The sequence below is a fragment of the Hydrogenophaga sp. genome (assembly GCF_051007235.1).
In the GTDB taxonomy this organism is placed as follows: Bacteria; Pseudomonadota; Gammaproteobacteria; order Burkholderiales; family Burkholderiaceae_C; genus Hydrogenophaga.
Genome location: NZ_JBPCSJ010000337.1, coordinates 1 through 6,923, shown reverse-complemented (window position 1 = coordinate 6,923; position 6,923 = coordinate 1). Strand labels below are relative to the sequence as shown.

At 66.5% G+C, this 6,923-nt stretch carries 6 protein-coding genes; 5 read left to right on the top strand and 1 reads right to left on the bottom strand.

Going from position 1 to position 6,923, the window contains the following annotated elements:
- Together ACR2JA_RS12000 and ACR2JA_RS11995 are read left to right on the top strand one after the other, a co-directional pair.
- On the top strand, nucleotides 1-640 hold a 640-nt coding region (locus ACR2JA_RS12000; RefSeq protein ID WP_434009312.1), incomplete at its 5' end, for an enoyl-CoA hydratase/isomerase family protein.
- Nucleotides 641-662: 22 nt separating this feature from the next.
- Nucleotides 663-2,201 (top strand): malonate--CoA ligase, encoded by a 1,539-nt coding sequence (locus tag ACR2JA_RS11995; RefSeq protein WP_434009311.1) that lies wholly within the window; start codon nucleotides 663-665, stop codon nucleotides 2,199-2,201.
- A 135-nt stretch (nucleotides 2,202-2,336) separates the two neighbouring features.
- On the opposite strand, the gene ACR2JA_RS11990 is transcribed toward ACR2JA_RS11995, so the two are convergent.
- On the bottom strand, nucleotides 2,337-2,780 hold the full coding sequence (locus tag ACR2JA_RS11990; RefSeq protein ID WP_434009310.1) for a universal stress protein: 444 nt from the start codon (nucleotides 2,778-2,780) through the stop codon (nucleotides 2,337-2,339).
- Between the two features lie 82 nt (nucleotides 2,781-2,862).
- Here ACR2JA_RS11990 and ACR2JA_RS11985 point away from each other — a divergent pair, with 82 nt between their 5' ends.
- From ACR2JA_RS11985 to ccoN, 3 genes are all read left to right on the top strand, one after another.
- Nucleotides 2,863-5,325 carry a heavy metal translocating P-type ATPase gene (locus ACR2JA_RS11985; protein ID WP_434009309.1) on the top strand — a complete coding sequence of 821 codons (2,463 nt, stop codon included), beginning with the start codon at nucleotides 2,863-2,865 and terminating at the stop codon, nucleotides 5,323-5,325.
- A 42-nt stretch (nucleotides 5,326-5,367) separates the two neighbouring features.
- Complete coding sequence (ccoS, locus tag ACR2JA_RS11980) at nucleotides 5,368-5,505, top strand: cbb3-type cytochrome oxidase assembly protein CcoS (RefSeq protein WP_434009308.1); 138 nt, start codon at nucleotides 5,368-5,370, stop codon at nucleotides 5,503-5,505.
- A gap of 68 nt (nucleotides 5,506-5,573) precedes the next feature.
- Nucleotides 5,574-6,923 (top strand): cytochrome-c oxidase, cbb3-type subunit I (gene ccoN, locus ACR2JA_RS11975; protein WP_434009307.1); only part of this gene is annotated, 1,350 nt, incomplete at its 3' end.

Here is a 6,923-nt window from a genome sequence, read left to right as displayed (position 1 = left end):
GGCCCGCAGCGACGTGCGCGTGGTGGTGGTGGCGGGCGAGGGTGGGCACTTCTGTGCGGGCGGTGACATCGCCGAGTACACCGACTTCCGCTTCCACCCCGAGGGTCTGCGCGACTTCCACGAAAACGACGTCTGGGGTGGCCTATCGGCCGTGCTGGCCTGCGATCTGCCGGTGATCGCGCAGATCGAAGGCAACTGCATGGGCGCGGGGGTGGAAATCGCCAGTTGCTGCGATATCCGCCTGGCGGGGCAGGGGGCGCGCTTCGGCGCGCCGATCGCCAAGCTGGGCTTTCCGATGGCGCCGCGCGAGGCCGAGCTGGTGGCCCGCGAAGTGGGCCTGGCCACGGCGCGGCAGATGCTGCTGGAAGCGGCGGTGCTCGACGCGCCGACGATGCTGACCCGCGGTTTCCTGCACACCGTGCTGCACGACGCCGACGTGCCGGCCGAGGCGCAGCAACGCGCCCTGCGCATCACACGCCTGGCGCCGCAGGCCGCGCGCCTGAACAAGCAGGCTGTGCGGTCGCTGGCGGGCGGGCAGGGCGCAGAGTCCCTGGTGCCCACCGCCTACGACTACGCCGACAGCGCCGAACACCGCGAAGGCATCGCGGCCTTCCTGGCCAAACGGCCACCGGCTTTCTGAACTTTCTTTTGCCGTTCACACCATGAGCAACCCCAACCTGTTCGTCGCGCTGCGCGACGCCTTTCCCGCCGACCTGGACCGCACCGCCGTCGAGACCGACAACGGCCTGCGCTATTCCTGGCGCGACCTGGACCGCGCCACCGCCATGGTGGCCAACCTGCTGGACGCGCTGGACCTGCCGCCAGCCTCGCGCATCGCGGTGCAGGTGGAAAAGTCGGTCGAGGCCATGGTGCTGTACCTGGCCACGCTGCGAGCCGGCCATGTGTTCCTGCCGCTGAACACGGCCTACCAGAGCGCCGAGATCGAGTACTTCATCGGCAACGCCGAGCCTGCGGTGGTGGTGTGCAGCCCCAAGAACCACGGCTGGGTCAGCAAGATCGCGTTCAGCGCCGGCACACAGGCCGTTTTCACCCTGGGCGACGACCGCACCGGCAGCCTGCTGGAGCGCGCCGCCCACCAGAGCGACCGCCACACGCCGGCCGTGCGGCAGGACGACGACCTGGCCGCCATCCTCTACACCAGCGGCACCACCGGCCGCAGCAAGGGCGCCATGCTCACGCACGGCAACATGCGCAGCAATGCCGTGATGCTGCGCGACTACTGGCAGTGGCAGCCGGACGACGTACTGATCCATGCGCTGCCCATCTTCCACGTGCACGGCCTGTTCGTGGCCATCCACGGCGCGCTCATCAACGGCAGCAAGATGATCTGGCTGTCGAAGTTCGACCCCAAGCTGGCGATCGCCAAGTTCCCGGAGGCCACCGTCTTCATGGGCGTGCCCACGCTGTACGTGCGCATGCTGGCCGAGCCCACGCTGACGAAGGCGCAGGCCGCGCACATGCGCCTGTTCATCTCGGGCTCGGCGCCGCTGCTGATCGAGACCTTCAGTGACTGGCAGCAGCGCACCGGTCACACCATCCTGGAACGCTATGGCATGAGCGAGACGGTGATGCTGACCTCCAACCCCTGTGGTGAAGATCCGCGTCACCCGGGGCAGACCGAGCGGCGCGGTGGCACGGTCGGCTTCCCGCTGCCAGGCGTGACGCTGCGGGTGATGGAGGACAATGGCCAGCCGGTGAAGCCCGGCGAGATCGGTGGCATCCAGGTCAAAGGACCGAATGTGTTCAAGGGCTACTGGCGCATGCCCGAAAAGACAGCCGAGGAGTTCACCGCCGACGGTTTCTTCAGGACCGGTGACGTCGGCAAGGTGGATCAGCGTGGCTATGTCACCATCGTGGGCCGCAGCAAGGACCTGATCATCTCCGGTGGCTACAACGTCTACCCGGCCGAGATCGAGGGCTATATCAACGACATGGCGGGTGTGGCCGAGAGCGCGGTGATCGGCGTGCCGCACCCGGACTTCGGCGAAGTGGGCGTGGCGGTCATCATCGCCAAGCCCGGCGCCTCGGTGGATCCGGACCGGGTGATCGCTGAACTCAAGGCCAAGCTGGCCAACTTCACGATCCCCAAGCGCTGTGTGGTGGTGGACGAACTGCCGCGCAACACCATGGGCAAGGTGCAGAAGAACCTGCTGCGCGAGCAGTACAAGGGTTCGTTTTGAAGCACCCCCTGCGCCGCTGACGCGGCTTCCCCCTTTGTAGCGCGCCTTCGGCGCTTCGAGGGGGACGCACCCTGTGGCCCGGCAAAGCCGGTTCCCCGGGTGCCTTGGACGAGGCACTTTCTCCGATGTAGATCCTTACCGGAGAACAAGGACCGGGATGTGCGAGTGCGTCAGCACCTGCTGCGTCTCGCTGCCCAGCAGCAGGCGCTTGATGCCCTTGCGGCCGTGCGACGCCATCACGATCAGGTCCACCTTGTTGCGCTTGGCGGCAGCGATGATGGCCTCGGCGATCAGGTCGGACTTGACGGTGATCGGCTTGACCTTGACCTCCATCTTCTGGCCGGCCGCCTTGACGGCGTTGACCGCGGCCATGGCCTCGTCGTTCCACTGCTTTTCGATGCGGGCCACTTCGGCCGCAGCGAGGGCGACACCCCCTTCGAAATAGGTTTGCGGGTAGCGCGGCACCACCTTCAAGGCCACGACCTCGGCGCCGGTGATGTCGGCCAGAGAGATGGCGTGCTCCACCGCCATGTTGGAGAGCTTGGAGCCGTCGGTGGCCACGAGGATGCGCTTGTACATGGTTTTCTCCGTTGGTTTGTTGGGATCAACGGACAATAGGCTATCAAACGCCGTCCGTGAGCGGTTGACTTAAATCAAGCGCATGAGCGACCCCGTGAATTACCCTCGCGGCATGAACGAGGCCACTGCCGTGCCCCCGGCGGGGCTGTTGAATGCGCGCGTGCGCGCCGCCGCTGCGGCGAATGGAAACGCTGCGCCGCCCGCGGTCGAAAGCACCGCCGATTCCCCGAGCATTTTTGGCGCCCACCGCGGGCCCCTCACCGTCACCGACGACTTTGCCGTTCTCGACGATCCGGTCGAGCAGCAGGACTTCACCGAATTCCAGGACGGGGAGGGCGGACGCACGGCCGAGTCGGTGCTGATGGTGCAAGGCATGTACTGCGCCGCCTGTGCCGACACGGTGGAGTGTGCCCTGCAAGGTCTGCCGGGCGTGCACAGCGCCCAGGTGCACGCGGCCACGCGGCGCCTGACGGTGCGCTGGGACCCGCAGCAGACCCGCATGTCCAGCCTGGCGCAGGTGGTGGGGCAGACCGGTTACCGCCTGCTGCCGATGCAGCAGGCACTGTCCATCAGCGAACGCCTGAAGGAAACCCGGCAGGCGCTGTGGCGCCTGTTTGTGGCGGGCTTCTGCGCCATGCAGGTGATGATGTACGCGTGGCCCGCCTATGTGGCCGCGCCGGGCGAGATCCCGGACGACATCAACCAGCTGTTGCGCTGGGCCAGCTGGCTGCTCACGCTGCCGGTGGTGTTTTTCGCCAGTGGCCCGTTTTACAAAGGCGCCTGGCGCGACCTCAAACTCGGGCGCATTGGCATGGATACGCCGGTCACGCTGGGCATCCTGGTGACCTTCCTGGTCAGTTCGGCCGCCACCTTCGACCCGCACGGCCCGTGGGGGCACGAGGTCTGGTTCGATTCGGTGACCATGTTCGTGTTCTTCTTGCTGGGCGGACGTTACCTGGAGTTCAAGGCGCGCGACCGCACCGCCGGCGCACTGGACGCGCTGATGAACCGCCTGCCCGAGGTGTGTGCGCGGCAACGTGCTGACGGCACGTTCGAAACCGTGTCGGTGCGGCGGCTGCTGGTGGGCGACACGGTGCAGGTGCAGGCCGGGCAGGCCTTCCCGGGCGACGGTGCGTTGCTCAGCGACACCGCCACAGTCGACGAGGCCTTGCTGACCGGCGAGTCGCACCCGGTCACGCGCCGGCGTGGCGACGCGGTGGTGGCGGGCAGCTTCAACCTGGCCGGGCCGGTGCTGATGGATGTGCAGCGTCTGGGCCGCGACACGCGGTTCGCGCAGATTGTCGGCCTGATGGAAAAAGCGTCCACCGAAAAGCCCCGCCTGGCGGTGCTGGCCGATCGGATTGCGGCACCCTTCCTGGTGCTGGTGGTGCTGGCCGCGCTGGCGGCGGGCATCTACTGGTGGCAGATCGACCACACCAAGGCGCTGGCGGTGGCGGTGGCGGTGCTCATCGTCACCTGCCCTTGCGCCCTGTCCCTGGCGACGCCGGCGGCCATGCTGAGCGCTGCCGGGTCCCTGGCGCGCCGCGGCATCCTGGTGCGGCGCCTGCAGGCCTTCGAGGTGCTCTCCAGCATCGGAGCGGTGGTCTTCGACAAGACCGGCACCCTGACCCATGACCGTTTGCTGCTGGCGTCCGTGCACACCCGCGCAGGCGTCAGCCGCGAACAGGCGCTGGCCCTGGCGGCGACGCTCGCGCAGGGTTCGCTGCATCCTGTCTCGCGCGCGCTGGTCCAGGCAGCGCTGGGCATCGATCCAGCGCCGGGCCTCAGCGAAGTCACCGACGTCACCGAGCGGGCGGGGCAGGGGCTGCAGGGCACCCGTGCCGGTGGCGGCTGGTTGCGACTGGGGTCGGCCGCTTTCTGCGGGGCGACGCCCGTCGATACCCAGGACGCCGCGCCACGCGCCCACCTGGCCGACGAACAGGGCTGGATCGCGAGCTTCGAGCTGAGCGAGGGCTTGCGCGAGGACGCCGCAGCCGCGGTGACCCGCCTGCGCGCGCTGGGCATCCAGACCTGGCTGCTCTCGGGCGACCGCGAAGCCGCGGCGCGCCAGGTGGGGGCTGCGGTGGGGGTGGACCACGTGATCGCCGGGGCCACGCCCGAACAGAAGCTGGCCGAGGTGGTGCGCCTGCAGTCGCAAGGGCTGCGCGTGGCCATGGTCGGTGATGGCCTGAACGACGGGCCGGTGCTGGCGCGCGCCGACACCTCGTTCGCGCTGGGTCATGCGGCGCCGCTGGCACAGGCGCAGTCCGACTACGTGATCCAGGGTGGTCAGGTGATGGACGTGGTCCACACGCTGCAGCACGCCCGCTTCACCATGCGCATCGTGCGCCAGAACCTGCTCTGGGCCGCGCTCTACAACGCTGTCGCGGTGCCCATGGCCCTGGTGGGGTGGATGCCGCCCTGGCTGGCCGGTCTGGGCATGGCGGGCAGCTCGTTTCTGGTCATCGCCAACGCCCTGCGTCTGGCATCGAACTCCCCTGCCGACCCGTCCCATGCCCCGTCGGGCGCGGGGCAGTCTGCCTGACATCCATCTTCTTTTTGCCTAGCTGCGCGTCGAGGTGCTCCCATGGACATTCTGTATTTGCTGATCCCTGTGTCCGTCGTTCTGGTGTTCGTGGTCATCGGCCTGTTCTGGTGGGCCTTGAACGCGGGCCAGTTTGACAACATTGAACGCGAGGGCGGCCGCATTCTCGGGGGCGATTGACTTAAGTCAAGGTGGTGGGGAGTGCCAATCAGCACACTCCCGGTGGTGACATTTATGAGGAGTTCTGTATGTCCGTGACAACAAAGGCCAGCCAGCCGGCGGTCTACAACGACGGAGTGGTGCGCGGGTTCGCGATCATGTCCGTGATCTATGGTGTGGTGGGTATGTTGGTGGGCGTGATCATCGCCGCCCAGCTGACCTGGCCCGAGCTCAACATGGGGATCGAGTGGATCACCTACGGTCGTCTGCGACCGCTGCACACCAACGCGGTGATCTTCGCGTTCGGTGGTTCGGCACTGTTTGCCACCAGCTACTACATCGTCCAGCGCACCTGCCACACCAACCTGTTTTCCAACGGGCTGGCGTGGTTCACGTTCTGGGGCTGGAACCTGGCCATCGTCGGCGCTGTCGTCACCCTGCCCATGGGCTGGACCGAAGGCAAGGAATACGCCGAACTCATCTGGCCGATCGACGTGCTGATCACCGTGGTCTGGGTCGCCTACGCCATCGTGTTCTTCGGCACCGTGGGCACCCGCAAGGTCAAGCACATCTTTGTGGCCAACTGGTTCTTTGGTGCCTACATCATCACCATCGCCCTGCTGCACATCTTCAACAACCTGGCCATTCCGACCAGCATGACGCACTCCTACTCGGCCTACGCCGGTGTGCAGGATGCGATGGTGCAATGGTGGTACGGCCACAACGCCGTGGGCTTTTTCCTGACGGCCGCCTTCCTGGGCATGATGTATTACTTCATCCCCAAGCAGGCCGAGCGTCCGGTCTACTCCTACCGCCTGTCCATCGTCCACTTCTGGGCGCTGATCTTCACCTACATGTGGGCAGGTCCTCACCACCTGCACTACACCGCGCTGCCGGACTGGACCCAGTCGGTCGGTATGGTGTTCTCCCTGATCCTGCTGGCCCCCAGCTGGGGCGGCATGATCAACGGCATCATGACCCTCTCGGGTGCCTGGCACAAGCTGCGTGATGACCCGATCCTGCGCTTCCTGATCGTCTCGCTGTCCTTCTACGGCATGAGCACCTTCGAAGGCCCGATGATGTCGATCAAGACTGTCAACGCCTTGTCGCACTACACCGACTGGACCGTGGGCCACGTGCACTCCGGCGCTCTGGGCTGGGTGGGTCTGGTGTCCATGGGTTCGCTGTACTACCTGATCCCGCGCCTGTTTGGCCAGAAAAAGATGTACTCGGTCCCCGCCATCGAAATCCACTTCTGGGTGGCCACCATCGGCATCGTGCTGTACATCGCCGCGATGTGGATTGCCGGTGTGATGCAAGGTCTGATGTGGCGCTCGGTCAACCCCGACGGCAGCCTGACCTACACCTTCGTCGAGTCCGTCAAGGCCACCTTCCCGTTCTACGTGATCCGTCTGTTGGGTGGCCTGCTGTACCTCGGC